26 protein-coding genes and 1 riboswitch are annotated in these 26357 nt (G+C 67.0%); of the genes, 15 read left to right on the top strand and 11 right to left on the bottom strand.

Features of this window, described 5'->3' with window-relative positions; all coding sequences use genetic code 11:
* Nucleotides 1-96: 96 nt before the first annotated feature.
* The 7 genes from phoB to FHY50_RS08885 all read right to left on the bottom strand — a co-directional run bounded on the left by phoB (nt 97) and on the right by FHY50_RS08885 (nt 7411).
* On the bottom strand, nt 97-789 hold the full coding sequence (gene phoB / locus FHY50_RS08915) for a phosphate regulon transcriptional regulator PhoB (protein WP_140048113.1): 693 nt from the start codon (nt 787-789) through the stop codon (nt 97-99).
* A gap of 12 nt (nt 790-801) precedes the next feature.
* Nucleotides 802-1506, bottom strand: coding sequence for a phosphate signaling complex protein PhoU (gene phoU, locus FHY50_RS08910; protein ID WP_140048112.1), 705 nt, complete (start codon nt 1504-1506; stop codon nt 802-804).
* Between the two features lie 10 nt (nt 1507-1516).
* Complete coding sequence (pstB, locus tag FHY50_RS08905; RefSeq protein WP_243846798.1) at nt 1517-2263, bottom strand: phosphate ABC transporter ATP-binding protein PstB; 747 nt, start codon at nt 2261-2263, stop codon at nt 1517-1519.
* 74 nt (nt 2264-2337) lie between these two features.
* Complete coding sequence (pstA, locus tag FHY50_RS08900) at nt 2338-3552, bottom strand: phosphate ABC transporter permease PstA (protein WP_140231111.1); 1215 nt, start codon at nt 3550-3552, stop codon at nt 2338-2340.
* A 91-nt stretch (nt 3553-3643) separates the two neighbouring features.
* The gene (gene pstC / locus FHY50_RS08895; RefSeq protein WP_140048110.1) at nt 3644-5020 is read right to left on the bottom strand and encodes a phosphate ABC transporter permease subunit PstC; all 1377 of its coding nucleotides are present in this window, start codon (nt 5018-5020) and stop codon (nt 3644-3646) included.
* Between the two features lie 49 nt (nt 5021-5069).
* Nucleotides 5070-6107, bottom strand: coding sequence for a substrate-binding domain-containing protein (locus FHY50_RS08890; protein WP_140048109.1), 1038 nt, complete (start codon nt 6105-6107; stop codon nt 5070-5072).
* 59 nt (nt 6108-6166) lie between these two features.
* Complete coding sequence (locus FHY50_RS08885) at nt 6167-7411, bottom strand: ATP-binding protein (RefSeq protein ID WP_140048108.1); 1245 nt, start codon at nt 7409-7411, stop codon at nt 6167-6169.
* Nucleotides 7412-7516: 105 nt separating this feature from the next.
* On the opposite strand from FHY50_RS08885, the gene FHY50_RS08880 reads away from it, so the two are divergent.
* The 7 genes from FHY50_RS08880 to mgrA are packed head-to-tail and all read left to right on the top strand — an operon-like array spanning nt 7517 to nt 14341.
* Nucleotides 7517-7918 (top strand): hypothetical protein, encoded by a 402-nt coding sequence (locus tag FHY50_RS08880; RefSeq protein WP_140048107.1) that lies wholly within the window; start codon nt 7517-7519, stop codon nt 7916-7918.
* 9 nt (nt 7919-7927) lie between these two features.
* Nucleotides 7928-8194 (top strand): HPr-rel-A system PqqD family peptide chaperone, encoded by a 267-nt coding sequence (locus FHY50_RS08875; RefSeq protein WP_140048106.1) that lies wholly within the window; start codon nt 7928-7930, stop codon nt 8192-8194.
* The gene (locus FHY50_RS08870; protein WP_140048105.1) at nt 8191-9054 is read left to right on the top strand and encodes an HprK-related kinase A; all 864 of its coding nucleotides are present in this window, start codon (nt 8191-8193) and stop codon (nt 9052-9054) included. Before FHY50_RS08875 ends, FHY50_RS08870 begins: the two co-directional genes overlap by 4 nt.
* On the top strand, nt 9051-10052 hold the full coding sequence (locus FHY50_RS08865) for a nucleotidyltransferase domain-containing protein (RefSeq protein ID WP_140048104.1): 1002 nt from the start codon (nt 9051-9053) through the stop codon (nt 10050-10052). Before FHY50_RS08870 ends, FHY50_RS08865 begins: the two co-directional genes overlap by 4 nt.
* 58 nt (nt 10053-10110) lie before the next feature.
* A complete protein-coding gene (gene glmU, locus FHY50_RS08860) occupies nt 10111-11460 on the top strand; it encodes a bifunctional UDP-N-acetylglucosamine diphosphorylase/glucosamine-1-phosphate N-acetyltransferase GlmU (protein WP_140048103.1) in 1350 nt (449 codons plus the stop codon).
* Entirely contained in the window at nt 11461-13284 is a 1824-nt protein-coding gene (gene glmS, locus FHY50_RS08855) for a glutamine--fructose-6-phosphate transaminase (isomerizing) (RefSeq protein ID WP_140048102.1), read from the top strand.
* Nucleotides 13285-13294: 10 nt separating this feature from the next.
* The gene (mgrA, locus tag FHY50_RS08850) at nt 13295-14341 is read left to right on the top strand and encodes an L-glyceraldehyde 3-phosphate reductase (protein WP_140048101.1); all 1047 of its coding nucleotides are present in this window, start codon (nt 13295-13297) and stop codon (nt 14339-14341) included.
* Nucleotides 14342-14345: 4 nt separating this feature from the next.
* Here mgrA and rnhA read toward each other — a convergent pair whose 3' ends face one another.
* Genes rnhA through ispH form a run of 3 tightly spaced genes read right to left on the bottom strand, consistent with a single transcriptional unit; the run spans nt 14346 to nt 16753 of the window.
* A complete protein-coding gene (rnhA, locus tag FHY50_RS08845) occupies nt 14346-14789 on the bottom strand; it encodes a ribonuclease HI (RefSeq protein WP_140048100.1) in 444 nt (147 codons plus the stop codon).
* Nucleotides 14786-15751 (bottom strand): homoserine kinase, encoded by a 966-nt coding sequence (gene thrB / locus FHY50_RS08840; protein ID WP_140048099.1) that lies wholly within the window; start codon nt 15749-15751, stop codon nt 14786-14788. Before thrB ends, rnhA begins: the two co-directional genes overlap by 4 nt.
* 33 nt (nt 15752-15784) lie before the next feature.
* Nucleotides 15785-16753, bottom strand: a complete 969-nt coding sequence (ispH, locus tag FHY50_RS08835) for a 4-hydroxy-3-methylbut-2-enyl diphosphate reductase (RefSeq protein WP_140048098.1) — start codon at nt 16751-16753, stop codon at nt 15785-15787.
* A 107-nt stretch (nt 16754-16860) separates the two neighbouring features.
* Between ispH and FHY50_RS08830 the strand changes: the two genes are divergently transcribed.
* From FHY50_RS08830 to FHY50_RS08800, 7 genes are all read left to right on the top strand, one after another.
* The gene (locus FHY50_RS08830; RefSeq protein WP_140048097.1) at nt 16861-17496 is read left to right on the top strand and encodes a hypothetical protein; all 636 of its coding nucleotides are present in this window, start codon (nt 16861-16863) and stop codon (nt 17494-17496) included.
* A gap of 64 nt (nt 17497-17560) precedes the next feature.
* Nucleotides 17561-17661, top strand: a riboswitch (glycine riboswitch).
* A 164-nt stretch (nt 17662-17825) separates the two neighbouring features.
* Nucleotides 17826-18995, top strand: a complete 1170-nt coding sequence (gene gcvT / locus FHY50_RS08825) for a glycine cleavage system aminomethyltransferase GcvT (protein WP_140048096.1) — start codon at nt 17826-17828, stop codon at nt 18993-18995.
* On the top strand, nt 18992-19363 hold the full coding sequence (gene gcvH, locus FHY50_RS08820) for a glycine cleavage system protein GcvH (RefSeq protein WP_140048095.1): 372 nt from the start codon (nt 18992-18994) through the stop codon (nt 19361-19363). The genes gcvT and gcvH overlap by 4 nt, the downstream gene beginning before the upstream one ends.
* Before the next feature lie 41 nt (nt 19364-19404).
* Nucleotides 19405-20763: an aminomethyl-transferring glycine dehydrogenase subunit GcvPA gene (gene gcvPA, locus FHY50_RS08815; protein WP_140048094.1), complete on the top strand. Its 1359-nt coding sequence runs from the start codon at nt 19405-19407 to the stop codon at nt 20761-20763.
* A gap of 32 nt (nt 20764-20795) precedes the next feature.
* The gene (gcvPB, locus tag FHY50_RS08810; protein ID WP_243846792.1) at nt 20796-22334 is read left to right on the top strand and encodes an aminomethyl-transferring glycine dehydrogenase subunit GcvPB; all 1539 of its coding nucleotides are present in this window, start codon (nt 20796-20798) and stop codon (nt 22332-22334) included.
* A gap of 37 nt (nt 22335-22371) precedes the next feature.
* Nucleotides 22372-23241, top strand: a complete 870-nt coding sequence (locus FHY50_RS08805) for a formate/nitrite transporter family protein (RefSeq protein WP_140048092.1) — start codon at nt 22372-22374, stop codon at nt 23239-23241.
* Nucleotides 23234-23866, top strand: coding sequence for a DUF938 domain-containing protein (locus tag FHY50_RS08800; protein WP_140048091.1), 633 nt, complete (start codon nt 23234-23236; stop codon nt 23864-23866). The genes FHY50_RS08805 and FHY50_RS08800 overlap by 8 nt, the downstream gene beginning before the upstream one ends.
* Here the strand turns inward: FHY50_RS08800 and FHY50_RS08795 are convergent.
* Nucleotides 23846-24748 (bottom strand): DMT family transporter, encoded by a 903-nt coding sequence (locus FHY50_RS08795; protein WP_140048090.1) that lies wholly within the window; start codon nt 24746-24748, stop codon nt 23846-23848. The two genes, FHY50_RS08800 and FHY50_RS08795, sit on opposite strands and share 21 nt — an antisense overlap.
* A gap of 46 nt (nt 24749-24794) precedes the next feature.
* Here FHY50_RS08795 and proS point away from each other — a divergent pair, with 46 nt between their 5' ends.
* Nucleotides 24795-26324: a proline--tRNA ligase gene (proS, locus tag FHY50_RS08790; protein ID WP_140048089.1), complete on the top strand. Its 1530-nt coding sequence runs from the start codon at nt 24795-24797 to the stop codon at nt 26322-26324.
* Nucleotides 26325-26357: the final 33 nt, after the last annotated feature.

Genomic DNA, 26357 nt, shown 5'->3' with positions numbered 1-26357 from the left:
CGGTAGCTCCTTCGATTTCATGCGCGCAATCTGCGCGCGCCGACCGGTGGAACGCCCAACTGTCCGAATCTTTCCTTCGTTTCGACCGCGATTCGTTCAGCTGCCCGAATCGAGCGCATATCCGGCGGACCGCACGGTGCGGATGATGTCAGGCCGGTCGCCGCGATTGATCGCCTTGCGCAGCCGCCGGATATGGACATCGACGGTGCGCGACTCGATGTCCGAATCATGTCCCCATACCGCGTCGAGCAGCCGTTCGCGCGAGAATACCCAGCCGGGATGCTCAAGGAAATGCTTGAGCAGGCGGAACTCGGTGGGGCCGAGCGGCACGACTTCGCCTGCGCGCCGCACCTTGTGGCCGACCGTGTCCATCTCGATGTCGGCGTAGATCAGCGCTTCGCCCGCCAGCGCAGGACGCACGCGGCGCAGCACCGCGCCGACCCTTGCGACCAGCTCGCGCGGCGAGAACGGCTTGGTCACATAATCGTCGGCGCCGGTTTCGAGGCCGCGTACGCGATCCTCTTCCTCTCCACGCGCGGTCAGCATGATAATCGGAACATTGGCGGTCTCGGTCATGCGGCGCAGGCGGCGGCACACCTCGATCCCCGAAAGCCCCTCTACCATCCAGTCGAGCAGGACGATGTCGGGAGTCGCCTCCTTGGCGAGCAGCAGCGCTTCCTCGCCGTCGGGGGTCTGGACGACCTCGAAATCCTCGCGCTTGAAATGCCAGGTCAGCAATTCGGCGAGCGCGGCATCGTCTTCGACCAGCAGCATCTTCACACGGGCCATCGCAGGCGTTCCTTACATGCCGAAGGGTTCGTCGCTCTCGCGGTCGTTCATGTACCGACCGGTCGCGGCATAATGGACCATCTCGGCGACGTTGGTCGCATGGTCGCCGATGCGTTCGATATTCTTGGCGACGAACAACAGGTGCGCGACCTGGCTGATCGTCTTGGGATTCTCGACCATGAAGGTGACGAGCACGCGAAAGATCGAATTGTAGAAATCGTCGAGTGCCTTGTCGCGCTCGTGCACCAGGATCGCCATGTCCGGATCGCGCGCCGAAAACGCGTTGAGCACGTCGTGGACCATTTCGCTGGCGACCTGCGCCATCGCCGGCAGTACCGAGATCGCCTCGATCCGGGTGTCGTTGCGCTCGCCGTAGATCATCGGAATGCGCTTGGCGATATTCTTGGCATAGTCGCCGATGCGCTCGACCACCGCGGCGATCTTGAGCGCCGCGACGACTTCGCGAAGGTCGTCGGCCATCGGCGCGCGCAGTGCGATGATCTGCACGGCGAGCCGTTCGATCTCCGCCTCGAGCGCATCGATCCTCTTGTCGTTCTTGCGAACCTGCTTCGCCAGCACCTGATCGTTGCGCTGAAGCGCTAGCATCGCGTTGGCGATCGCTTCCTCCGCCAGCCCGCCCATCTGGGAGATCAGCGCGCGCAGCACGCCGATATCGTTGTCGAACGCCTTGACGGTATGTTCGTGCCCGGTTGCCATGTTCGCAATCCTATCCGTAGCGGCCGGTGATGTAATCCTTGGTGCGGTTCTGCCGAGGATTGGTGAAGATATCGGACGTCACTCCGTATTCGACCAGGTTGCCGAGGTGGAAGAATGCGGTGCGCTGCGACACGCGTGCCGCCTGTTGCATGTTGTGGGTGACGATGACGATCGCATAGCGGCCGCGCAGTTCGCCGATCAGCTCCTCGATCTTGGCGGTCGCGATCGGATCGAGCGCGGAGCAGGGCTCGTCCATCAGGATGACTTCCGGATCGACGGCGATCGCGCGGGCGATGCACAATCGCTGCTGCTGCCCCCCCGACAGTGCCGTGCCCGAATCCTGCAACCGGTCCTTGACCTCGCCCCACAGGCCGGCGCGGGTCAGCGACTGTTCGACGATGGTGTCCATGTCCGCCTTCGACGCCGCTAGTCCGTGGATGCGGGGGCCATAGGCCACGTTCTCATAGATCGACTTGGGGAACGGATTGGGCTTCTGGAACACCATCCCGACGCGGGCGCGAAGCTGGACGACGTCCATGTCGGACGAATAGATGTCCTCGCCGTCGAGCGTGATGCGCCCTTCGGTCCGCGCGATCGGGATGGTGTCGTTCATGCGGTTGAGCGTGCGCAGGAAGGTAGATTTGCCGCAGCCCGACGGGCCGATGAATGCGACGACCTTGTCCATGTCGATGTCGATCGACACGTTCTTGATGGCATGGGTGGCGCCATAGAAGACGTTGACGTCGCGCGCCGACATCTTGGTCGGCGTGTCGTGCGTCGCGTCTTGGATCGCACGGTCGAGCGCAGCCTGCGGGATCGGAGTATCGTTCATTACCAGCGGGTCTCGAATCGGTTGCGGAGATAGATGGCGAGTGCATTCATCGCGAGGAGGAACACCAGCAGCACGATGATCGCCGCGCTGGTCTTTTCGACGAAGCCTTGACTGACCTGGTCGGACCACAGGAAGATCTGCACCGGCAGCACCGTGGCGGGATCGTTGATGCCCTCGGGCGGGGTAGCGATGAACGCCCGCATGCCGATCATCAACAGCGGCGCGGTCTCCCCCAGCGCGCGGGCCATGCCGATGATCGTGCCGGTCAGGATGCCGGGCAGCGCGAGCGGCAGGACATGATGGAACACCACCTGAACCCGGCTGGCACCGATGCCCAGCGCGGCGTCGCGGATCGAGGGCGGCACGGACTTTATCGCGTTGCGACCGGCAATGACGATCACCGGCATGATCATCAGCGCCAGCGTCAGCCCCCCGACGATCGGGGCCGATCGCGGCAACTGCATGAAGTTGAGGAATACCGCGAGCCCGAGCAGGCCGAAGATGATCGAAGGCACCGCGGCGAGATTGTTGATCGACACCTCGATCAGGTCGGTGAACCGGTTCTTGGGTGCATATTCCTCGAGATAGAGCGCCGACAAGGTGCCGATCGGAAACGCCAGGATCAGCGTGATCAGCATCGTCAGCAGCGAGCCTTTGAGTGCGCCCCAGATGCCCACCGCGCTCGGATCGGTCGCATCGGCGCCGGTCAGAAAAGCACTGTTGAAGCCGCGCGACAGCGCCCCCGCCGCTTGCAGCCGGGCCACCGCGGCTTCGGCTTCGGGTTCGCCCTGTCCGCGCGACGCGACGTCGATCATCGCCGAAGCCGGCACCTCGACAACTGCGCGCTTTCCGAGCAGCGACGGGTCGTCCTTGAGCGCGTCGCGCACGTGCAGCCATGCCGTCTCGGCGATATAGTCGATTCCCGCCGGGCCATAGGCGGCGGTAGCGGCGTTGGCGGTGGCATCCTCGATCCCCGCCGACGCCAGCGCCAGGTCGGCACCGGCGCTGTTCAGCTGTGCCGGCGTCACTTCCAGCCCGGCATTGGCGAAATCGACTGGCAGCGCGACATTGCTGCGCAGAAAGCCGGCGGCGCCGTTGGATGCCATCGTGATGAGCAGGAACACCAGGAACCCGGCCGACACCACGACCGCCGAAAGGCCCAGCCAGCGGAAGCGCCGTTCCGCGGCGTAACGCCGCTGGATGCGCGTCTGCATCGACCCGGTCTTCCAGTCGGTCGGCGTGCGCTGCGCCGGTTCGTGGCTGCCTGCCGGCACGGTGGAGACGATGCTCGCGGGGTGCGCACTGTCAGTCATAGGCTTCGCGATATCGTTTGACGACGCTCAAGGCGACGATGTTGAGCAGGAACGTGATGACGAACAGGGTCAGCCCGAGCGCGAACGCGGCCAGCGTCTTGGGGCTGTCGAACGCGGTCTCGCCGGTCAGCAGGTCGACGATCTGCTTGGTGACGGTGGTCGCGCTTTCGAAGGGGTTGAGCGTGATCGTGGCTGCGCCCGATGCTGCCATCACCACGATCATCGTTTCGCCAATCGCGCGGCTGACCGCGAGCAGGATGCCCGCTACGACGCCGGGCAGCGCGGCGGGAAGCAGCACCTTCTTGATCGTTTCGCTGGTGGTCGCACCCATCGCCAGCGATCCGTCGCGCATCGCGGTCGGGACCGCGGCGATCGAATCATCGGCCATCGACGACACGAACGGGATGATCATCACCCCCATCACGAGGCCAGCGGCGAGCGCGCTTTCCGAGCTGGCATAAGTGAACCCCAGGCTGACCGCGAGGTCGCGGATCGCCGGTGCAACAGTCAGCGCGGCGAAATAGCCGTAGACCACCGTGGGGACACCCGCGAGGATCTCGAGGATGGGTTTCATCCAGCGGCGCACGACGGGGCGCGCATATTGGGTGAGATAGATCGCGCTCATCAGCCCGAACGGAATCGCGACGATCATCGCGATCACCGCGCCGATGAAGAAGGTGCCCCAGAACAGCGGCACCGCCCCCAGCGTCGCGCCTGGATCGGAGGCGCTGATCACCTGCGGATTCCAGTTGGTGCCGAACAGGAAATCGCTGATCGGAACCTGGCCGAAGAAGCGGGCGCTTTCGAACAGCAGCGACGCGAAGATGCCGAGTGTGGTGAGGATCGCGATCAGCGACGCGACCAGCAGGATCAGCATCACCGTGCGCTCGACCTGGGTGCGCGCACGGAAATCGGGACGAATGCGCAGGAAGGCGAACGCACCGCCGGCGAATGCCAGCAGCAACGCCAGCGCCGAGCCGATCCAGGCATAGCGCGCTGCGGCGGCGCCGTAGATCGGCGCCAGCGTCTCGGCGAGCGGATTGAACGCGCCATATTCGGGGTTCGCGGCGACCCGCCGGGCCTCGTCGAGAATCGAGGCACGCTCGAACCCGAAGGCGGGCAATTGGGCGGCGAGCGGATGCTGCAGCACCTGATCGGCGATCAGCCCGGGACTGACGCTCGACCAGATCGCCACGAACAGCAAGGCCGGCAATGCGGTCCAGGCGGCGACATACCAGCCATGCTGGCTGGGCAGCGAATGCAGCCGCCGCGCCTTTCCCGGACTGAAGCGCGAGGCGCGCGCACGTGCCATCAGCCAGCCGATCAGGCCGAGGCCGACGATGATGAACAGCAGCGCATACGGGTTCACGATGCGGTCGCGATGCTGTCGAAGTAGGGAATGACGTCAGGGGCAGGGATCATTCGAGCTCTGCCTTGGTGAGGTCGATGCCCTGCGCGATCGTCCGCGCCGATTTCGCGCGTTCCTGCGCCGACGCGGCGATCATGCCGATCCGCGCCAGCGACCCGCCGGGTGCCCAGGACGATTGATATTCGGCAAGAAAGGTCTGCATGCCGGGAACGGGGCGAAGATGCTGTTTCTTGACATAGATGAACAGCGGGCGCGCGCCGGGATAGGTTCTGTTCGAGATCGTCTCATAGGTCGGCGTAATGCCGTCGAGCGGGATGCCGCGCAGTCGGCTGCCATTCTCTTCGAGGTAGGAATAGCCGAAGATGCCGATCGCATTGGGATTGGTCGACAGCCCCTGGACGATCAGGTTGTCGTTCTCGCCCTTGTCGACATAGGCCTGGTCCGAACGGATTTCCTGACACCGCGCGGCAAAGGCGTCGGGATCGCTTTCCTCGAGCGCCTCGGCCTGCGGATCGACCTCCTTACAGCCCGGCACCATCACCAGTTCGACGAACGCGTCGCGCGTGCCGCTGGTCGAAGGCGGGCCGAGCACCTGGATTGGAATGTTCGGCAGCGCCGGATTGACGTCCGACCAGGCGCGCGCGGCATTGGGCCGACCGCGCGGATTGGCGGCTAGCGCAAGGTACAGGTCGCGATCGCTCAGCGACAGCTTGGGGCCGTTGGTGGCTTCCGCCAGCACGACGCCGTCCGAGCCGACCTGGATTTCCAGAATGCCCTGCACGCCGTTGCGCGCGCACAGGTCGAATTCGGACGGCTTCATTCGGCGCGATGCGTTGGCGATATCGGGGTGCTGCGGCCCGACGCCTGCGCAGAACAGCTGGATACCCGCGCCGCTGCCGACCGATTCGATCACCGGCGCCTTGAGATTGGGGTTCTTGTTGACGAACTGCTCGGCGACCTTGGTGGTGAAGGGATAGACCGTCGACGACCCGACGATCTTGATCTGGTCGCGCGCCGCGCCGCTGCCGCCGCCGCAGCTGGCAAGCGTGAACGCCGCCAGCGCCACGAACCCGAATCGCATCGTCATGAAATCGTCCCTGCCGTTCGGCCGAACTGCTTCGGTCTGTCAAACACCGCCGCGGGCTATCACCCGTCCACCGCCGCCTGTGTTGCAAGGACGTTACGCTTTGATGACAGCGCCTCTCGCGGCAGCAGGATCGTCACCGTCGATCCGACCCCGGGCGTGCTGGCGATATCGAAGCGCCCGCGATGCCGCTCGACGATGTGCTTGACGATCGCGAGGCCGAGGCCAGTGCCTCCCATCGCACGGCTGCGTCCCGAATCGACACGATAGAACCGCTCGGTCAGCCGCGGCAGATGTTCGGGCGCGATCCCTTCACCCTCGTCACTGACCGTGATCCGCACCATCGGCCCGGCTTCGTAGCGCACCGCCAGCGTCACAGGCGTCCCCGGCCGTCCGTATTTCATGGCGTTGCCGACGACGTTGTGGAGCAGTTGCGACAGCTGTGCGCGATCGCCGGTGACGGGGGGAAGCTCCCCGATCTCGACGATAAGGTCGCTGGCGCGGCCATTGTGCGTCGATACGATCTCGCTGCGCACTTCCTCGACCAGGGCTTCCAGATCGACCGAGCGATCGGGCGCGCGATATTTTTCCGCCTCGATGCGCGACAGCGACATCAGGTCGTCGACCAGCCGCCGCATCCGCGACGCTTCGTCGAACATGACCTTTAGGAACCGATCGCGGATCGCGGGCTCGTCGCCGGCCTCGTCGCGCAGCGTCTCGACGAAGCCCAGGATCGAGGCGAGCGGGGTGCGAAGCTCGTGGCTGGCATTGGCGACGAAATCGACGCGGATGCGGTCGGTGGCATAGCTGCCGGTCCGGTCGATCAGATGGACGATGCGCTGCCCGTCCGCCGCGGCGCGGACATGCATTTCCCAGCGTTGCTCGCGCGCGCCAAGTCCGACCAGATGCACGGCATGGTCGTGGTGCGGTTCAATCGGGCTGGTCAGCCGTTCGGCGGCGGCCGGGTGGCGGATCGCCATGCGCACGTCCTCGCCCAGAATATGCCCGCCGAGCAGCGCCTGCGCCGCCGGGTTGGCGAAGCGGACGCGATTGGCGGAGACGATCAGCACCGGTTCGACCATGGCATCGAGCACTTCCTCGATCCCGACCGCCGTCACGGGCGGCGCGGGCGGGCTGGCGCGGCCGCGCACCGGGGTTGTGCCGAGCGCGATCAGGATGCCGGCTATCGCGGCGACCAGCGCCAACGCCACCGCCTCGATCGGCGCGCCGAGCAGTGCGCCCGCGACGATGCCGATCGCGGCGACCGCGATCGCCACCAGCGGACGAATGCCGATTCCTTCCCACATGGCCGCAAGCCTTATCCGATTTCGGGACGATTGCGAGAGGAGCGCCGCGCGATTAACCCCGATTCACCATTGCCTAACGCCTGATGTGGCAGGACATAGGGCAACATGACTAAGCCCACGCCCGATCCTGCCAATGATGTGCCCCAGCCTGGCCGCCGCGCGCTGATGATCGGCGCGGTCGGCGCATCGGCGATCGTGTCGATCCGACCGGCGCTCGCGCAGACGCAGGTGTCGCTGGCGACGTGCCAGATCCAGGTGCCCGATCCCGGCCGCGCCGGCAGTCATGTCGCCGCCGACGGATCGCTGGTCGCGCCTGGCACGCCGGGCGCATTCCCGGCATCACCGACGCCGTTCAAGGGCGAGGACATCAAGCGGGCGCTCAATGGCGGGCAGCTGCCCGGCACCACCGGCGAACAGAGCCGCGCCTATACCAACTATATCCGCAGGCTCCAGTCGGGCACCAGCGGCTTTACCTGCTTCGCTTCGCTGCAGATGCCGCGCGGCTGAGCCGCGGCAATGATCGTCTATCGCAGCGCCGCGCCCGCGACCCTGCGCCGTAGCGACCTCGATGCGATGGCGGCGATCTACCACCGTGCCTCCGGCCAGACCCATCTGGTGGCGTCGCCGGTGCCCGAAATCCTCGATTGTCTCGCCGAACCGCTGAGCCTCGACGCGCTGCTGGCCGCGCTGGGCGAGCGCTTCGACCTGGTCGATGCCGATCGCGGCGGTCTGCAGGCGCGGCTTGACGAACTGGCGGCCAGCGGCTTGGTCGAGCGCTGTTGAGGCACGTCTTTTCGCTTCGCATCGGCCCGGTCGGGTTTCGCGTCGGTAGCGACTGGCGCGAACCGATCACGACGCTTGCCGACCTCTACCGCGACTATCCCGAGCCCGAGGACGGCATTCCCGATTTCAGCGTGCGACTGTTCGCGGCGCGGCCGTGGCGGCGCTTCGTGCGGCCGAGCGTGATGATCGGCGGCGACTATATCCTCCCCGACGCTGCGCCGCTGCCGCTGCGGCTGGGGCTGCTTGCGGCGGAAATGGGAATGAACCTGCAGATGGCGCTGGCGCAGCGCCGCTATCTGCTGCTGCACGCATCTTGCGTCGAGCGCGACGGGCGCTGCGTGGTGATGACGGGGGTGTCGGGCGCGGGCAAATCGACGCTCGCCGCGCTGCTGATGGCGCGCGGCTGGCGGCTGATGGGCGATGAATTCGCGCTGCTCGATCCCCAGACGGGGCTGATCCACGGCTTCCCCCGGCTCGTCAGCCTCAAGAATGCAGCGATCGGCGTGATCGAGGCGGCGTTGCCGGAGGCGCGCTTCGGTCCGCTCCAGGCGGCGACGCCGAAGGGCGACATTCGCCACCTGGTCCCCGATGCCCGCGCGATCGCGGCGATGGGCGAACCTGCGCGAGCGGCGGTCATCCTGTTCCCAAGCTTCGGTTTCGTCGCCGAGGAACGCGGCGTGTTGCCGAGCGAGACGTTCGTGCGGCTGACCCAGGCATCGACCAACTATGTCGCGCTAGGCGAACGCGGCTTCGACGCGTTGACGCGGTTGGTGACGAATATCCCGGCGCGCGCGATCGACTATCCCGATACGGAAACCGCGGTCGCGATGGTCGAGCGGGCGTGGGAGGCGGCGGCGTGAGCGCGGCGCTGCTGGTCGATGTCCTGCGCGATCCGGCGCGGACGGCATCGCTCGACGCTGCCGGCTGGACCGCACTGATCGGCGCGGCGCGGGCGGAGCAGATCATCGGCAGCCTTGCGCATCGGCTCGGCGGCCTGGCGATGCCGGATGCGGTGTCCCGCATCCTCGCCGACGCGCGGGCTTCGGCCGAGCAAGGGCGGATCGCGGCGCTATGGGAGGCCGAGATGGCGCGCCGCGCACTTGCGCCACTGGGGGTGCCAGTGGTGCTGCTCAAGGGCACGGCATTCGTCGCTGCCGGACTTTCGGCCGGGGTCGGGCGATCGATCGGCGATCTCGACATCCTGGTTCCGCGCGACCGGATCGCCTCGGTCGAGGCGGCTCTGCTCGCGGCCGGATGGGAATGGGTCAAGCCCGATCCCTATGACGACGCCTATTACCGCCGTTGGATGCACGAACTGCCGCCGCTGATCCATGTCGAGCGCGACCGCATGATCGACGTCCACCACACGATCCTGCCGCTGACCGCGCGGATCACGCCCGATGCCGCCGCGTTGATCGCCGATAGCGAGGAACTGGACGGCGGGCTGCGCATCCTCAACCGCCGGGACATGCTGTGCCACGCCGCGGCGCATCTGTTCGCGGACGGCGACCTGTCGGGCGGTATCCGCAATCTGTGGGACATTCACTGCCTGCTGTGCGAATTTGCCGCGAACGGCTTTCGCGAAGCGCTGATGGCGCGTGCGAACCAGCACGGCCTGCAAAGCGCGATGGCAAGGGCGATCCGGCTTGTCGATGCGATGTACGGACCGGGGGCGACGCTCAGTCCCGTCGATCGCCTGTTCGTGCGCCGCCTGACCGGGCGCGACGGCTGGGGCGTGCAGCGGCGCAAGGGCAGCGAGCTTGCCTTCTATCTGCGCGGCCACTTGCTGCGCATGCCGCCTGCGATGCTGGCGCGGCATTTGTGGACCAAGTGGCGCAAGGGCTACACCCCGATCTGAGCGAAGCGGCTGGATTCGCTGCCGCGCGCATGGCAGGGGCACGCGCAGGAGGGCCTTTATGACCACGCCGATCGCCGCGATCGTCCTTGCCGCGGGCAAGGGAACGCGGATGAAGTCCGACCTGCACAAGGTGCTCCACCCGATCGCGGGCAAGCCGATGCTGCTGCACCTGCTCGACAGCCTCACCCAGGCCGGAGCGACGCGCCAGGTGGTGGTGGTCGGCGCCGAACGCGCGCAGGTCGAACGCGCGGTCGAGGGGCGTGCCGACATCGCCGTCCAGGCCGAGCAACTCGGCACGGCGCACGCCGCGCGGATGGCGAACGCGGCGCTTGCCGACTTCGATGGGATCGTGCTGGTCTGCTTTGGCGACACGCCGTTTCTGTCGGCCGCGACCATAGCGCGGCTGGTCGCCCGGCTGGGCGCGCCCGATGCGCCCAGGGTGGCGGTGCTCGGCTTCATTCCGGACGATGCCAAGGCCTATGGCCGAATCGTCCTCGACGGCGGCGACCGCATCGCACGCATGGTCGAATACAAGGACGCCGATGCCGCCGAGCGCGCGGTGCGGCTGTGCAATTCGGGCGTGACCGCGGTACGCGCCGCCGACCTGTGGCCGTTGCTCGACCGGGTCGGCAACGCCAATGCCGCGGGCGAATATTATCTGCCCGACATCGTCATGCTGGCGCTGGCCGACGGCGACGGCGCGGTGGTGGTCGAGACCGACCCCGACGAAGTGATTGGCATCAACAGCCGCGCCGACCTCGCCTATGCCGAGGGCCGCTGGCAGACGGCGAGGCGCGCGCGCGCGATGGACGAGGGCGCTTCATTGATCGCGCCGGAGACGGTCTGGTTCGCGCACGACACCCGGATCGGGCGCGACGTGACGATCGAGCCCGATGTGTGGTTCGGTGCCGGCGTCACGGTCGGCGACGGCGCGACGATCCGCGCATTCAGCCATATCGAGGGCGCGGCGATCGGCGACGGTGCGGAGGTCGGCCCCTATGCCCGGCTGCGCCCAGGCGCGGTGCTGGGTGCGAAGGCGAAGGTCGGCAATTTCGTCGAGGTGAAGAAGGCCGTGCTCGGCGCAGGGGCAAAGGTCAACCATCTGAGCTATATCGGCGATGCCGATGTCGGCGCGGCGGCGAATATCGGCGCCGGGACGATCACCTGCAATTATGACGGCTTCTTCAAATACCGGACGTCGATCGGCGCGGGTGCGTTCGTCGGGTCGAACAGCGCGCTGGTCGCCCCGGTGGCGATCGGTGCGGGCGCGATCGTCGGCGCCGGATCGGTGGTGGTGCGCGACGTCGAGGCCGATGCCCTGGTCGTGGCGCGTGGCACGCAGCAGGCGCGTCCGGGCTGGGCGGCGCGGTTCCGGACGAGCATGACGGCCAGAAAGGGCGCGAAATAGATGTGTGGAATCGTCGGAATCGTCGGCAAGGGCGATGTGGTCGATCAACTGGTCGACGGGCTAAAGCGCCTCGAATATCGCGGCTATGATTCGGCGGGCGTCTGCACCATCCACGACGCCGCGCTCGAACGGCGGCGCGCGGAGGGCAAGCTTGCCAATCTGGTGCGCGAACTGCGCGATGAACCGCTGCCCGGGCGGATCGGCATTGCCCATACCCGCTGGGCCACGCACGGCGCGCCCAACACCGTGAACGCGCATCCGCACGCCACGCGCGAAGTCGCGCTGGTCCACAATGGCATCATCGAGAATTTTAAGCCGCTGCGCGAGGAACTGGTGGCGCGCGGCCGCCATTTCGACAGCCAGACCGACAGCGAGGTCGTCGCGCATCTGATCTCCGAAAAGGTGGAAGCGGGGATGGCCCCGGCCGACGCGGTTGCTGAAATCCTGCCGCGTCTGCACGGCGCGTTCGCGCTGGCGATCCTATTCCGCCAGCATCCCGACCTCCTCATCGGCGCGCGATTGGGTTCGCCGCTGGTGGTCGGCTATGGCGAGGGCGAAACCTATCTGGGGTCCGACGCGCTGGCGCTCGCGCCACTGACGCAGCGCATCGCCTATCTCGAGGAAGGCGACTGGGTGGTCATCACCCGCGAGGGCGCGCAGGTCTTCGACAAGGACAACCAGCCGGCCCACCGCCCAATCACGATCAGCGGCGTCACCGGCGCGCTGATCGACAAGGGCAATCATCGCCACTTCATGCTCAAGGAGATCTACGAGCAGCCGGTAGTGGTGGCGCAGACGCTGCGGTCGTACCTGCGTCCGCTTGAGGAAAAGGTGGCGCTGCCCGACATGGAGTTCGACCTGTCATCGGTCGAGCGGGTCACGATCGTCGCCTGCGGCACCGCCTATTATGTCGGAATGATCGGCAAATACTGGATCGAGCGCTTTGCCCGCTTGCCCGTCGAAGTCGATTTCGCGTCGGAGTTCCGCTATCGCGATCCGGTGCTGCTGGCGAACACGCTCGGCGTCGTTGTCAGCCAGTCGGGCGAGACCGCCGACACGCTTGCGGCGCTGCGCCACATGAAGGCCAGCGGGGTGACGACCGCCGGGATCATCAACGTTCCGACCAGTTCGATGGCGCGCGAGGTCGACTTGCTGATGCCGACCCATGCCGGGCCGGAGATCGGCGTCGCCTCGACCAAGGCGTTCACTTGCCAGCTGGCGGTGATGGCGGCGCTCGCGGTGAATCTGGCGCGCGCCAAGGGCAGGCTCGATCCCGACGAGGAGCGAGATATCGTACGCCACCTCACCGAAGTGCCCGCCGCGATCAACGCCGCGCTGGCGCACGACGCCGAGATCGAGGCGATGGCCGGAACGATCGCGAGCGCGCGCGACGTCCTCTATCTGGGGCGCGGGCCGGACTATCCGCTGGCGCTGGAAGGTGCGCTCAAGCTCAAGGAAATCAGCTACATCCATGCCGAGGGCTATGCCTCGGGCGAGATGAAGCACGGCCCGATAGCGCTGATCGACGAGCATGTCCCCCTGATCGTGATCGCTCCGTCGGGGCCGCTGTTCGACAAGACCGTGTCGAATATGCACGAAGCGCAGGCGCGCGGTGCCCAGGTCGTGCTGATCTCCGACGCACAAGGGCTGGCGGCGGCGGGCGACGATGCCGTCGCGACGATCGAGATGCCTGCCGTGCACCCTTTGATCGCGCCGATCGTCTATGCGGTGCCTGTGCAGCTGCTGGCCTATCACGTGGCGGTGGCAAAAGGGACCGACGTCGATCAGCCGCGCAATCTGGCGAAATCCGTCACGGTCGAATAAGCGAGAGCCCATGCCCTACGCACTGCCTTACACCGCCGATCCCGCCCGCTACGACGGTCGCATGCCGTACCGCCGCACCGGACGGTCGGGGCTGGTGCTGCCGGCGATCTCGCTGGGACTATGGCAGAATTTCGGCGGCGCCGACGTGTTCGAGACGGGGCGCGCGATCCTGCGCCGCGCGTTCGATCGGGGCGTCACCCATTTCGACCTCGCCAACAATTATGGCCCGCCCTACGGCTCGGCGGAAGAGAATTTCGGGCGCGTCCTTGCCAAGGACTTTGCCGGCCACCGCGACGAGCTGGTGATCTCGACCAAGGCCGGGTGGGACATGTGGCCGGGGCCGTACGGCGATGTCGGCGGCTCGAGGAAATACCTGATCGCCAGCTGCGACCAGAGCCTCAAGCGGATGGGGGTCGATTATGTCGACATCTTCTATTCGCATCGCGTCGATCCCGACACGCCGCTGGAAGAGACGATGGGCGCGCTTGCGCAGCTGCACGCGCAGGGCAAGGCGCTGTATGTCGGCATCTCGTCGCACTCGCCCGAACTCACCCGCAAGGCTCAGGCGATCCTGGCCGAGCACAAGGTGCCGCTGCTGATCCATCAGCCGAGCTATTCGATGCTCAACCGCTGGATTGAGGACGAACTGCTGGGCACGCTGGGCGACCTCGGCGTCGGCTGCATTGCGTTCTCGCCGCTGGCGCAGGGAATGCTGACCTCGAAGTATCTGGGCGGCGTGCCCGGCGATTCGCGGTTGAAGCGCGGCGTGTCGATGAGCGACGACATGCTCAGCGACGCCAATATCGAGCGGCTGCGCGCGCTGAACGCTATCGCCGAAGCGCGCGGGCAGACGCTGGCACAGATGGCGATCGCGTGGGTGCTGCGCGACCCCCGGGTCACGTCGGCGCTGGTGGGTGCGCGGACGGTCGAGCAGCTCGACGATTCGCTCGACGCGGTGAAGCGGCTCGACTTCACCGACGCGGAACTGGCCGAGATCGACCGCTTCGCGACCGAGGGCGGGGTCGACAAGTGGAAGGTGTCGAGCGAGCTGACCTGAAGCTTCAGCGCTGCGCCAGCGCTGCGTCGCTTGCCAGCCGGTCGGCGCGCTCGTTGTCGGGGTGGCCGGCATGGCCCTTGACCCATTTCCATTCGACCCGGTGCGGTTTCGCGGCCGCCAGCAACGCCTGCCACAGCTCGGCATTCTTGACCGGCTTGCGGTCGGCGGTCTTCCAACCGTTCTTCTGCCAGCCGTGGATCCATTTGGTCAGGCCGTCCATCACATAGCGGCTGTCGGTCGAGAGCGTGACGCGGCAGGGGCGGGTAAGCGCGTTCAGCCCCTCGATCGCCGCCATCAACTCCATGCGGTTGTTGGTGGTGTGCGCCTCGCCGCCCGACATCTCCTTTTCGGTCGTGCCATAACGAATGAGTGCTCCCCAGCCGCCGCGCCCGGGGTTGCCCTTGCACGCGCCGTCGGTGGCGATCTCGACATGCGGCAGTTCGCTCATCGCAGCGTCGCGCAGCGCTGGACGAGTGCGGGATCATAGACGGCGGCGCGCCTCCAGAACGCCAGCGGATCCTTGCGCGTCACCAAAGCGTCGGCAGGGGTGTTGAGCCAGTCCCATGCCCGCGACAGCGTGAACCGGACGCACGCTCCGACCGCCAGCGTGGCAAACGCCGCGCGCTCTGCGTCGCTCATTGCGAAGTGCCGCGAATAGCCCGCGATCAGCGCCTCGCCGACCGCGGCATCGTGGTCGCGCCCGGTCGCGTCGAACGACCAGGCGGCGTGCATCACCGCCAGATCGTAGAGGCGGATGTCGGTACAGGCGAAGTAGAAGTCGATCAGCCCGCTGACCGCGTCGCCGCGCATCAGCACATTGTCGGGAAACAGGTCGGCGTGGATCGCGCAGGTGTCGAGCGATGCAGGCCAGGTCGCGGAAAGGCCGGCAAGCGCGAGATCGAGATCGTCGTGCAGCCCCGGCGCGATGTCATCGAGGCTGCGTCCGCATCGTGCATGCAGCGCTGCCCAGCTCGGCTGGCCCATCGAATTGGCGCGCGTTGCGGGAAAGTCGGCGACGGCGCGGTGCATCCGCCCCATCGCCTCGCCCGCGGCCAGCGCTTGTGCCGGGCTGGGGTGCGACAGCGACACGCCGGGGAGGAACTTGATGAGGCAGGCGGGGCGCCCTTCGAGTTCGTGGATCTCGCGGCCGTCGCGGTCTGGAATGGCCGGCGGCACTGCCAGCCCCTTGCCATCGAGATGGTCGAGCAACGCCATGAAGAACGGGAGGTCGTCGGCCGAAACGCGCTTTTCATAGAGCGTCAGGATGTAGCGGCCGCGCGTGGTATCGACCAGATAGTTGGAATTCTCGACTCCCTCGGCGATGCCCTTGGCGGAGACGAGCTCGCCGACATCGAACCGCGCGAGGAAGCCGCCGAGCGCTTCGGCGGAGACGTGGGTGTAGACGGCCACGTCAGTGACCGGGTGCAGTCTTTGGCCGCGCGTTCACGCCGCCTCGAGCCCCTTGGGCAGCTTGAATGCGATCGTCTCGCGGGTTGTCTCGACCTCGCGCTCGACCACGTCGAAGTGGCTGGCGATACGATCGACGACTTCGCGGACCAGGATTTCAGGCGCCGACGCACCGGCAGTGATGCCGAGCGTGCCGACGCCGTCGAGCCACGAAAAGTCGAGTTCGGCGGCGCGCTGGATCAGCTTCGCGCTGGTGCCCTCGCGCTCGGCGACTTCGACCAGCCGCAACGAGTTCGACGAATTGGGGGCACCGATCACCAGCACGAGATCGCAGGCATGCGCGATCGCCTTGACCGCGGCCTGGCGGTTTGACGTCGCGTAGCAGATGTCGTCGGCCTTGGGCGCGACGATGCTGGGAAAGCGCCGGTTGAGCACCGCAAGCACCGCGGCGGTGTCATCGACCGACAGCGTGGTCTGGGTAAGGAATGCGAGATTGTCGGGCTGGTCGGTAGCGAAAGCCTCGGCATCCTCGACCGTTTCGAGCAAGGTCATCGTGCCTTCGGGAACCTGCCCGAACGTGCCGATCACTTCGGGATGGCCGGCATGGCCGATGAACAGAATGTGGTGATTGGCGGCGACCAGTCGCTCGGCCTGGCGATGCACCTTCGACACCAATGGGCAGGTGGCATCCAGATAGGAAAGCCCGCGCTCGGCAGCCTTGGCGGGAACTGCCTTGGGCACACCGTGCGCCGAGAACACTACCGGCACGTCGTCGGGCACTTCGTCGAGCTCGTCGACGAAGATCGCGCCCTGCGCCTTGAGCGTATCGACGACATATTTGTTGTGGACGATCTCGTGCCGGACATAGACCGGTGCGCCATAGCGCTGGATCGCCAGCTCGACGATCTGGATCGCGCGATCGACACCTGCGCAAAAGCCGCGCGGCGCGGCGATCAAAAGCTCGATCAGCGGCTTGGGCATCGGCTTGGTCGTTCCTTGCAGCATGTCGGCGGCTCTACGCGATTGCTTGCGTGCGCGAAAGCCGCTTCCTATGAAGGCGCGCTTTCACCGGGCGTTCCCGGTCCCCTTTGCGATAGGTGTGTTCGCCCGTGATGTTCCGCAAGCTCGCCGTCCCGATCCTCGTCCTGGCACTGGTCGGGGGCTGCTCGCGCCGCGGCGAGCTCGTCACCGGCGGCATTTCCGCCGTGCGGTCGGCCTGTCCGTCGGTGGCGGTGGCGGCGCAGACCGGCGACATCACGCTATTCGATCCCGTCACCAGCCGCGATGCCAGCGCGATCGACGTCACCGCGACGCTGACCAACGTGCGGTCGACATGTGCCGAGGGGCCGACCGAGATCGTCACGACGGTGACGTTCGACGTGCTCGCCCGGCGCACCCGCACCGACGCTGCCCGCTCGGTGACCTTGCCCTATTATGTCGCGGTGCTGCGCGGCGGATCGCAGGTCACTGCCAAGCGCGTCGGCAATGTCGCCGTCCAGTTCGCCGCGGGCGAGGGGCGGGCGCAGACCTCGGGCCAGGTCACGTCGAGCGTCAACACCGCCGCGGCGACGCTGCCCGAGGCGGTACGCGAACGGCTGACGCGGCGCCGCCGCCCCGGCGACGAGGATGCCGCGGTCGATCCGCTGGCCGATCCCGAAATTCGCGCGCAGGTGCTCAATTCCACGTTCGAGACGATCGTCGGATTTCAGCTCACCGCCGATCAGCTCAAGTATAACGCGACGCGCTAACTTCCCGATTGACTCGCCGCGGCGGGCGCGACACTGCAATCGCGTCGCGGCCGGGCAACCGGCCATGGCATGCGCGGGAGAGCGTCGCGGTCCCGAAGGGACAGTGCGGCCGCCGAAGGAGCAACCGCCCCGGAATCTCTCAGGCAACCGGACCGCGCGCGCCACGACACTCTGGAAAGCGCTTCGGCCAGACGGGCCGCGGCCACCGAAGGGGTAAGCCCGGGGAACCGGGTCAAAGCTCTCAGGTTCCGTGACAGAGGGGGCGGTGGACAAGGGCGGTGCAGCGGCGCCGATCCTGGTTGCCGATCCCTCGATGCCGGAGACCGATTGTGAGCGACGCGACCGTCCACGAACATCCCACCGCAGAAACCCCGCCGGTCGAGCAGCTGCCGCTGGACGCCTGGCACCGCGCGCGGGGCGGCCGCATGGTGGAATTCGCCGGGTACGAAATGCCGATCCAGTACGAAGGCATCATGGCCGAGCATCTTTGGACGCGCGAGCATGCAGGACTGTTCGACGTCAGCCATATGGGCCAGCTGAGCTTTGCCGGCGCGGGCGTCGACCAGGCGCTGGAGACGCTGCTGCCCGGTGATATCCAGGCGCTCAAGCCGGGGCGGCTGCGCTATTCGCTGCTGTTGTCGCAGGAAGGCGGTATCCTCGACGACCTGATGGTGACGCGGCTGCCGGAGGCGCACCCGTTCGACGGCGCCGAGCTGTACATGGTGGTCAACGGCGCGACCAAATGGGACGATCTCGGCCATCTGCGCGAGCATCTCGACGACGGCATCACCATCAATCACCTGGACGAGCGCGCGTTGCTGGCGCTGCAGGGGCCAGAAGCGGTGACGGCGCTCGAGCGGCTGGTGCCGGGCGTCGCCGCGCTGGTCTTCATGACGGCAGGCGCATTCGACTGGCAGGGCCATGCGCTATGGATCAGCCGGTCAGGCTATACCGGCGAGGACGGGTTCGAAATCTCGCTGCCGTCCGATGCCGCCGAAGGGTTCGCCGAGGCGCTGTGCGCCGATCCGGAGGTCAAGCCGATCGGGCTTGGCGCGCGCGATTCGCTGCGGCTGGAGGCAGGCCTGCCGCTCTATGGGCACGATCTGGACGAAGATACCACGCCGGTCGCCGCCGATCTCGGCTTCGCGTTGTCGAAGCGGCGGCGTGAGGAGGGCAAGTTTCCGGGGGCGGAACGCATCCTTGCCGAGCACGCCGCGGGCGCGCCGATGAAGCGCGTCGGCCTGATCGTCGAGGGACGCCAGCCGGTGCGCGAAGGCGCGATCGTCATCGATGCCGACGGCAGCGAAGTCGGGCGCGTCACGTCCGGCGGCTTCGCACCCAGCGTCGGCGGCCCGATTGCGATGGCCTATGTCCCGGCCGCTTCCGCCGCCATCGGCACGCGCGTGCTGCTGACGCAGCGCGGCAAGACGCATTCCGCCCAGGTCACGGCGATGCCGTTCGTCCCCCATCGTTACGTTCGCAAGGGAGCTGTCCAATGAGCCGTCATTTCACGCAGGACCATGAATGGATCGAGGTCGATGGCGACGGCGCGACCGTCGGCATCACCGACTATGCGCAAAGCCAGCTCGGCGACGTCGTGTTCGTCGAGGTGCCCGAGCAGGGCCGTACCTTTGCCAAGGGCGACGAGGCGGCCGTGGTCGAATCGGTCAAGGCGGCATCCGATGTCTATTCGCCGGTCTCCGGGACGGTCGTCGAGGGCAACGAGGCGCTCGCCGAGGATCCCAGCCTGGCCAACAGCGATCCCGAAGGCGCCGGCTGGTTCTTCAAGATCCGCCTGACGCATCCGTCCGAGCTAGAAGGCCTGATGGACGAGGATACGTACAAGGAATTCGTCGCCGGTCTGTAAGCTCGCAACGCCCCGCCGCATGGCCGGGGTCGGAGAAATCGATGCGCTATTTGCCCCTTACCCAGTCCGACCGCGATGCGATGCTCGACGTGATCGGCGCCGCTTCGATCGACGACCTGTTCGTCGACGTGCCCGAGGCGGCGCGCCTCGACGGCGCGATCCGCGAGCTGCCCGGCCATGCCAGCGAGATGGCGGTCGAACGGCATCTGTCCGCGCTGGCGCGACAGAACACCGTCGCAGGCGATGTTCCGTTCTTCCTGGGCTGCGGCGCGTATCGGCACCATGTCCCCGCCAGCGTCGATCACCTGATCCAGCGCGGCGAGTTCCTGACCGCCTATACCCCATACCAGCCCGAGATCGCGCAGGGCACGCTGCAGATGCTGTTCGAGTTCCAGACGCAAGTCGCGCGGCTGCTCGGCACCGACGTCGCCAATGCATCGATGTACGACGGATCGACCGCGTGCTGGGAAGCGATCACGATGGCGCGGCGGATCACGCGCAAGGGCAAGGCGATCCTGTCCGCCGGGCTGCACCCGCATTACGTCTCGGTCGCGACGACCATGGCGAAGTTCACCGGCGATGCGCTCGAGACCGCGGTTCCCGATCTGGCGCCCGGTCCCGACACTGCGTCGCTGATCGAGCGGATCGACGCCGACACGTCGTGCGTCGTCGTTCAGTATCCCGATATCCTCGGCCGTATCGCTGACCTGTCCGATCTTGCGGTGGCGTGCCAGGCGCACAAGGCGCTGCTGATCGCGGTCGTGACCGAACCGGTCGCGCTCGGCGCGATCAAGTCCCCGGGCGAGATGGGCGCCGATATCGTCGTCGGCGAAGGCCAGTCGATCGGGGTCGGTCTGCAATTCGGAGGGCCGTATGTCGGCCTGTTCGGGTGCAAGGAGAAATATGTCCGGCAGATGCCCGGGCGGCTGTGCGGCGAGACCGTCGATGCCGAGAGCAAGCGCGGCTTCGTGCTGACGCTGTCGACGCGCGAACAGCATATCCGGCGCGAAAAGGCGACGTCGAACATCTGCACCAATAGCGGGCTGTGCGCGCTGGCCTTCTCGATCCACATGACGCTGCTCGGCGAGGCGGGGTTGCGCCGGCTTGCTGCACTCAATCACCGCCGCGCCGTGCAGGCGGCGGACCGGCTGGCGCAGGTTCCGGGCGTTGCGATCGTCAACGGCGCGTTCTTCAACGAATTCACGGTGACCCTGCCGGTCGAGGCGCGGCCGGTGGTGCGTACGCTGGCGGAACGGGGAGTGCTGGCCGGCGTGTCGCTGGGGCGGCTGTACCCGGCCGAGGCGGCGCTGGCGAACGGGCTGGTGGTCGCAGTGACCGAGACCGTGACCGACGAGGACATCGAGGCGCTGGCAAGCGCGCTGGGCGAGGTGCTGGCATGAACGCGATCAATTCGAGCGGATGGAAGCCCGAAATGGGCAGCGGCGAGCCGGGTGGAGCGGCGACCTTCACCGGCAATCGCGCGCTGATGCTCGACGAGGCGCTGATTTTCGAGATCGGATCGACCGAGACCACCGGAGTCGATTTTGCGGATAGTGCCGCGCCGACCAGCGATGATCGGCTGGGCAATCTCGCACGCTCGGCGCCGATCGGCCTGCCGGGGCTGTCCGAGCCCGAGACCGTGCGCCATTACACCCGTCTCAGCCGCCAGAATTATGCGATCGACCTCGGGCTGTTCCCGCTCGGCAGTTGCACGATGAAGCATAATCCGCGGCTCAACGAGCGCATGGCGCGGCTGCCCGGCTTTGCCGACATCCACCCGCTCCAGCCGATCGACACCGTGCAGGGTGCGCTCGCGCTGATCCATCAGCTCCAGCATTGGCTGGTGACGCTGACCGGCATGGATTCGGTGGCGATGTCGCCCAAGGCGGGCGCCCATGGCGAATTGTGCGGCATCCTCGCGATCCGCGCGGCGCTCGAGGCGCGCGGCGATGTGCGGCAGGTGATCCTGGTGCCCGAAAGCGCGCACGGCACCAATCCGGCGACCGCGGCGTTCGCAGGCTACAGGGTCGAGGATATTCCCGCGACCGAGGAGGGGCGCGTCAATCTCGAGGCGCTTAAGGCGCGGCTCGGCCCGGATGTCGCCGGGGTGATGATCACCAATCCCAACACTTGCGGTCTGTTCGAGCGCGACCTGTGCGAAATCTCCGACGCAGTCCACGCAGCGGGCGGGTTCGTCTATTGCGACGGCGCAAACTTCAACGCGATCGTCGGGCGGGTGCGGCCGGGTGATCTGGGCGTCGATGCGATGCACATCAACCTGCACAAGACCTTTTCCACCCCGCATGGCGGCGGTGGTCCGGGGTCGGGACCGGTAGTGTTCTCGAAGGCGCTGACCCCCTTCGCGCCGCTGCCGTTCGTCGAGAAATCGGGCGACCACTATGTGCTCGTCGAAGAGGAAACCGCGCAGGATCACCACGCCAGCGCATTTGGCCGGATGGTCGCGTTCCACGGCCAGATGGGGATGTTCACCCGCGCACTCAGCTATATCCTCAGCCACGGTGCCGACGGGCTGCGGCAGGTCGCCGAGGACGCGGTGCTCAACGCCAATTACGTACTGCGCAGCCTCAACAGCGTGCTCGACGCGCCCTTCGGCGCTTCGGGCCCGTGCATGCACGAGGCGCTGTTCAGCGACGACAACCTCGCCGACGGTTTCTCCACGCTCGACGTTGCCAAGGGGCTGATCGACGAGGGATATCACCCGATGACGGTGTATTTCCCGCTGGTCGTCCACGGCGCGATGCTCGTCGAGCCGACCGAGACCGAAAGCAAGGCCGCGCTCGACCAGTTCATCGGCGCACTGCGATCGGTCGCCGAGCGTGCGAAGGCGGGCGACGCCGCGCTCAAGTCGGCGCCGCACTTCGCCCCGCGCCGCCGCCTCGACGAAACGCTGGCGGCGCGCAAGCCGGTACTGGCGTGGAAGGATCCGCAGCTGGCGCAGGCGGCGGAATAGCGGGAACCGGCAACACCGCCGCGGGTTCGGTCGTTCCATGGACGACACGACCAGGCACGACGCCGCGATCGAAGCGGAAGAAGACACGGTCGCGCTCGATGTCGAGGACGAGGCGGTCGTCGAGGACCGCCGCGCCGCGACCGCGCTGGTCGTCCACGAAGTGGTGCGGCGACAGGGGATCGAGGAACTCGAGCGGCCGGCCGCCTCGCTGATCTGGTCGGGCATCGCCGCCGGGATCGTCATCGGCCTGTCGCTGGTCGGCAAGGCCACCGCGGCCACCGCGCTGCCCGACGGGTCATGGACGCCGTTGTTGCAGGCGGCAGGGTATTCGATCGGATTCCTGGTCATCATCCTCGGGCGACTGCAGCTGTTTACCGAGAGCACGCTGTCGGCAGTGTTGCCGCTGGCGACGCAATTTACCCGCCGCAACCTGCTCCGGACGCTGCGGTTGTGGAGCCTAGTGCTGGCGGCGAACCTCGTCGGCACGTTCGCCTTCGCCGCCTTCGTCGCGGCGGGAGGTTTCGGACCGGAAAAGACGCTCGCGTTGATCGACGTCAGCCGCGTGCTGCTCGATCATTTCGGCAAGGCGGCATTTCTCGGTGCGATACCGGCGGGGCTGCTGCTGGCTACGGTGGTATGGACGCTGCCGAGCGCGGAGGGGCAGAAGCTGACGCTGATCGTCGTGCTGACCGGGCTGATCGACCTAGCGGGTTTTACGCATGTCATCGCCGGTTCCGCGGAGATGTGGATCCTGCTGATGGTCGGCGAGATGAGGGCCGGGCAGGCGCTAGGCAGCTTTTTCATGCCGGCGCTGCTGGGCAACATCGTCGGTGGCAGCGCGCTGTTCGCGCTGCTCGCGCATGCGCAGGTCCATTCCGAGATCGAACAATCGGACGGGCATGGCTGACCCGACGCCCTGGATTGCCGCCGAGGACACCGGCGAGGTGCGCAAGCACGCGCCTGCCACGCTGCGCAACCGCGGCGCGATCGCCGAACTGCTGGCCGGTATCCTGCCGCGCTCGGGCACCGTGCTCGAAATCGCCAGCGGCAGCGGCGAGCATGCCGCGCATTTCGCCGAACGCTTTGCGGCGATCGATTGGCAGCCGTCCGACCCCGAACCCGCTGCACGCATGTCGATCGCGGCGTGGTGCGCGGGAATGATAAATGTCGCGCCGCCGCTCGATCTCGACGCTGCATCGCCCGATTGGCCGATCGCGCGCGCGGACGCGGCGCTGTGTGTCAACATGGTGCATATCAGCCCGTGGGAAGCATGCGAGGGACTGATGCGCGGCAGCGGGCGCGTGCTTGGGCCGGATGCGCCGCTGATCCTGTACGGCCCCTTCACGCGCTCCGGCGTGCCGACCGCTGCCTCGAACCTCGCGTTCGACGCCTCGCTCAAGAGCCGCGATCGGCGCTGGGGATTGCGGTCGGTCGAGGCGGTGAGCGCGGCCGCGCTGGCGCACGGGCTGGCGCTCGACCAGTTGATCGAGATGCCGGCCAACAACCTGATGCTAGTCTATCGGCGCCAGTGACGCGGCGCGGCGCAGCCGGTGCTCGCGCCAGACGATATACAGCCCGCTGGCGATGATGATCGGCGCCCCCAGCCACGTCAGCGGCGCAGGCAGCACCCCGAACAGCAGCCAGCCGAGCGCCGTCGCCCAGATCAGGCTGGAATAATCCATCGGCAGCACCACCGCGACCGGCGCCAGTCGCAGCGCCCCGGTAAGCGCCAGTTGTGCGATCCCGCCCGCGATGCCGGTTGCCAGCAGCAGTCCCCAGGTCGCCCCATCGTGCTGGCTGGTGAAGAACGGCAGCGCGATCCCCATCGGCACCAGCGACGATGCCGAGAACCAGAAGACGGTGGTGGTCGCGCGCTCGGTCGCGCCCAGCTGCCGGATCAGGATCGTCACGCTGGCGGTCAGCACCGCCCCGGTCAGCGCGACCAGCGCTCCTGCCAGCGGAACGTGCCCGTCGCCCGGCTGAAGCACGATCAGCACGCCGACAAACCCTGCGATCACCGCCGCCCAGCGATGCCGCCCGGTCGCTTCGCCCAGCACCAGTGCCGACAGGATCGTCGCGAAGATCGGCACGGTGAAACCGAACGTCGTCGATTCGGCAAGCGGCAGCAGCGTCACCGCCCAGAAGTTGAAGCACATGCCCGACAGCCCCACGATCATCCGCCACAGATGCGCCCTGGGCTTGGCGGTGCGCAGCGAAGCGATCCCCTGGCCGCTGGCGAAGACGACCGCCAGCACGATCGGCAACACGAATGCCTGCCGCCAGAACACGATTTCGACCAGATGCGCCCCGCGCTCGTCGGCGAGCTTGGCAGTCGCGAACATCACCGACAGCGCCAGCGCGGCGAGCAGGCGCAGACCGATTCCTGCGAGCGGACGATTGAGTGCGGCGGCCATCGTCGGTGCCTAGCCCCCAGAATGATTTGGCGCTATCCGCCCGGCCATGATCAAGCGCGCATTGAACGTCACCCGCGAGGCGGATTTCTCGGCATGGTATCAGGCGGTCATCGCCGAGGCCGACCTGGCCGAGGAATCGGGCGTGCGCGGATGCATGGTGATCCGGCCATGGGGATATGGCATCTGGGAGCGCATCCAGCGCCTGCTCGACGATCGCATCAAGGCGACCGGGCACGAGAATTGCTACTTCCCGCTGTTCATCCCGCTATCCTATTTCGAGAAGGAAGCCGAGCATGTCGAGGGCTTCGCCAAGGAGATGGCGGTCGTCACGCACCACCGGCTGAAGTCCGACGGTGCCGGCAGGCTGGTGGTCGATCCCGACGCAAAGCTGGAAGAGCCGCTGGTCGTGCGCCCGACGTCGGAGACGGTGATCGGCGCCGCGTTCAGCCGCTGGGTGCAGTCATGGCGCGACCTGCCGGTGCTGATCAACCAATGGGCCAACGTCGTGCGCTGGGAAATGCGTACGCGGATGTTCCTGCGCACGTCGGAGTTCCTGTGGCAGGAAGGGCATACCGCGCACGCGACCGAGGCCGAGGCGCGCGACGAGACGCTCAAAATGCTCGAAGTGTACCGTTCGTTCGCGGAAGATTGCCTGGCGATGCCGGTGGTCGCGGGCGAGAAGCCCGAGAATGAGCGCTTCCCCGGCGCAGTCGCGACCTATTCGATCGAGGCGATGATGCAGGACGGCAAGGCGCTGCAGGCGGGCACCTCGCATTTCCTCGGCACGACCTTTTCGTCGGCGCAGAACATCCGCTTCCAGAACGCCGAAGGCCAGCTCGAACTCGCGCAGACGACCAGCTGGGGGGTATCGACGCGGATGATCGGCGGGGTCATCATGGTCCATGGCGACGACGATGGACTGCGCGTGCCGCCGCGCATCGCGCCGTGGCAGGTGGTGATCGTGCCTATGCTGCGCGACACCGACGAGGACGCGGCGCTGATCGACTATTGCAAGGCACTGCAGACCGATCTGGCAAAGCAATCGGCGCTGGGCGAGCCGGTGCGGGCATTGCTCGACCTCAAACCCGCCAAGGCGGCGACCAAGCGCTGGGGCTGGGTCAAGAAGGGCGCACCGATCGTGGTCGAGGTCGGCGGGCGCGACATGGCGGGCGGCAACGTCTCGGTGATCCGCCGCGACCGGCTGTACCGCGCGGACGGCAAGCTCGACAGCGTCGTCGTGGCGCAGGGCGATTTCGTGGCCGGCATCGGGGCGATGCTGGAGGACGTCCAGTCCAGCCTTCATTCCGAAGCGCGGGCGCGGCTCGACGCCAACATCACCCGCGACGTCACCGACTTTGCCGCGATGGAGCGCGCGTTCGACGGCAGATATCCCGGCTGGGTCGAGGTGCAGTGGTCCAAGCCGACCGGGGCCGAACTCGATGCCGTGGTCGAGCGGTTGAAAGCGCTCAAGCTGACCGTGCGCAACGTGCCCGGCGAGGCGGAGGCAGCAGATGGCGCGTGCATCTTCACAGGCAAGCCGGCGGTCGAGCGGATCCTGGTGGCGCGGGCCTATTGATCCGGAGCGATCCCCGGCGCCATGCGTATGTTG

The organism is Sphingomonas japonica (genome assembly GCF_006346325.1).
Lineage (GTDB): Bacteria > Pseudomonadota > Alphaproteobacteria > Sphingomonadales > Sphingomonadaceae > Sphingomonas > Sphingomonas japonica.
This window is presented reverse-complemented; position numbering and strand designations above follow the sequence as displayed.